Raw genomic sequence first — 3,081 nt, forward strand, 5'->3', positions numbered from 1 at the left:
CGCTCACAATTCCACACAACATACGAGCCGGAAGCATAAAGTGTAAAGCCTGGGGTGCCTAATGAGTGAGCTAACTCACATTAATTGCGTTGCGCTCACTGCCCGCTTTCCAGTCGGGAAACCTGTCGTGCCAGCTGCATTAATGAATCGGCCAACGCGCGGGGAGAGGCGGTTTGCGTATTGGGCGCTCTTCCGCTTCCTCGCTCACTGACTCGCTGCGCTCGGTCGTTCGGCTGCGGCGAGCGGTATCAGCTCACTCAAAGGCGGTAATACGGTTATCCACAGAATCAGGGGATAACGCAGGAAAGAACATGTGAGCAAAAGGCCAGCAAAAGGCCAGGAACCGTAAAAAGGCCGCGTTGCTGGCGTTTTTCCATAGGCTCCGCCCCCCTGACGAGCATCACAAAAATCGACGCTCAAGTCAGAGGTGGCGAAACCCGACAGGACTATAAAGATACCAGGCGTTTCCCCCTGGAAGCTCCCTCGTGCGCTCTCCTGTTCCGACCCTGCCGCTTACCGGATACCTGTCCGCCTTTCTCCCTTCGGGAAGCGTGGCGCTTTCTCATAGCTCACGCTGTAGGTATCTCAGTTCGGTGTAGGTCGTTCGCTCCAAGCTGGGCTGTGTGCACGAACCCCCCGTTCAGCCCGACCGCTGCGCCTTATCCGGTAACTATCGTCTTGAGTCCAACCCGGTAAGACACGACTTATCGCCACTGGCAGCAGCCACTGGTAACAGGATTAGCAGAGCGAGGTATGTAGGCGGTGCTACAGAGTTCTTGAAGTGGTGGCCTAACTACGGCTACACTAGAAGAACAGTATTTGGTATCTGCGCTCTGCTGAAGCCAGTTACCTTCGGAAAAAGAGTTGGTAGCTCTTGATCCGGCAAACAAACCACCGCTGGTAGCGGTGGTTTTTTTGTTTGCAAGCAGCAGATTACGCGCAGAAAAAAAGGATCTCAAGAAGATCCTTTGATCTTTTCTACGGGGTCTGACGCTCAGTGGAACGAAAACTCACGTTAAGGGATTTTGGTCATGAGATTATCAAAAAGGATCTTCACCTAGATCCTTTTAAATTAAAAATGAAGTTTTAAATCAATCTAAAGTATATATGAGTAAACTTGGTCTGACAGTTAGAAAAACTCATCGAGCATCAAATGAAACTGCAATTTATTCATATCAGGATTATCAATACCATATTTTTGAAAAAGCCGTTTCTGTAATGAAGGAGAAAACTCACCGAGGCAGTTCCATAGGATGGCAAGATCCTGGTATCGGTCTGCGATTCCGACTCGTCCAACATCAATACAACCTATTAATTTCCCCTCGTCAAAAATAAGGTTATCAAGTGAGAAATCACCATGAGTGACGACTGAATCCGGTGAGAATGGCAAAAGTTTATGCATTTCTTTCCAGACTTGTTCAACAGGCCAGCCATTACGCTCGTCATCAAAATCACTCGCATCAACCAAACCGTTATTCATTCGTGATTGCGCCTGAGCGAGACGAAATACGCGATCGCTGTTAAAAGGACAATTACAAACAGGAATCGAATGCAACCGGCGCAGGAACACTGCCAGCGCATCAACAATATTTTCACCTGAATCAGGATATTCTTCTAATACCTGGAATGCTGTTTTTCCGGGGATCGCAGTGGTGAGTAACCATGCATCATCAGGAGTACGGATAAAATGCTTGATGGTCGGAAGAGGCATAAATTCCGTCAGCCAGTTTAGTCTGACCATCTCATCTGTAACATCATTGGCAACGCTACCTTTGCCATGTTTCAGAAACAACTCTGGCGCATCGGGCTTCCCATACAAGCGATAGATTGTCGCACCTGATTGCCCGACATTATCGCGAGCCCATTTATACCCATATAAATCAGCATCCATGTTGGAATTTAATCGCGGCCTCGACGTTTCCCGTTGAATATGGCTCATAACACCCCTTGTATTACTGTTTATGTAAGCAGACAGTTTTATTGTTCATGATGATATATTTTTATCTTGTGCAATGTAACATCAGAGATTTTGAGACACGGGCCAGAGCTGCACACATTTCCCCGAAAAGTGCCACCTAAATTGTAAGCGTTAATATTTTGTTAAAATTCGCGTTAAATTTTTGTTAAATCAGCTCATTTTTTAACCAATAGGCCGAAATCGGCAAAATCCCTTATAAATCAAAAGAATAGACCGAGATAGGGTTGAGTGTTGTTCCAGTTTGGAACAAGAGTCCACTATTAAAGAACGTGGACTCCAACGTCAAAGGGCGAAAAACCGTCTATCAGGGCGATGGCCCACTACGTGAACCATCACCCTAATCAAGTTTTTTGGGGTCGAGGTGCCGTAAAGCACTAAATCGGAACCCTAAAGGGAGCCCCCGATTTAGAGCTTGACGGGGAAAGCCGGCGAACGTGGCGAGAAAGGAAGGGAAGAAAGCGAAAGGAGCGGGCGCTAGGGCGCTGGCAAGTGTAGCGGTCACGCTGCGCGTAACCACCACACCCGCCGCGCTTAATGCGCCGCTACAGGGCGCGTCCCATTCGCCATTCAGGCTGCGCAACTGTTGGGAAGGGCGATCGGTGCGGGCCTCTTCGCTATTACGCCAGCTGGCGAAAGGGGGATGTGCTGCAAGGCGATTAAGTTGGGTAACGCCAGGGTTTTCCCAGTCACGACGTTGTAAAACGACGGCCAGTGAGCGCGCGTAATACGACTCACTATAGGGCGAATTGGGTACGTCCCTAGCTAGGCCTCCAAAAAAGCCTCCTCACTACTTCTGGAATAGCTCAGAGGCCGAGGCGGCCTCGGCCTCTGCATAAATAAAAAAAATTAGTCAGCCATGGGGCGGAGAATGGGCGGAACTGGGCGGAGTTAGGGGCGGGATGGGCGGAGTTAGGGGCGGGATAGCTAGAGCCAGACATGATAAGATACATTGATGAGTTTGGACAAACCACAACTAGAATGCAGTGAAAAAAATGCTTTATTTGTGAAATTTGTGATGCTATTGCTTTATTTGTAACCATTATAAGCTGCAATAAACAAGTTCCTCTCACTCTCTGATATTCATTTCTTTGCAAGTTATAAAT

1 protein-coding gene is annotated in these 3,081 nt (G+C 48.1%); it reads right to left on the bottom strand.

The features are described 5' to 3' along the window. Window positions 1-1,129 precede the first annotated feature (1,129 nt). Entirely contained in the window at window positions 1,130-1,939 is an 810-nt protein-coding gene (gene aph(3')-Ia, locus ACFFR3_RS39990; protein WP_099588326.1) for an aminoglycoside O-phosphotransferase APH(3')-Ia, read from the bottom strand. Window positions 1,940-3,081: the final 1,142 nt, after the last annotated feature.

The organism is Nonomuraea salmonea, from assembly GCF_042428605.1.
Taxonomy (GTDB): domain Bacteria; phylum Actinomycetota; class Actinomycetes; order Streptosporangiales; family Streptosporangiaceae; genus Nonomuraea; species Nonomuraea salmonea.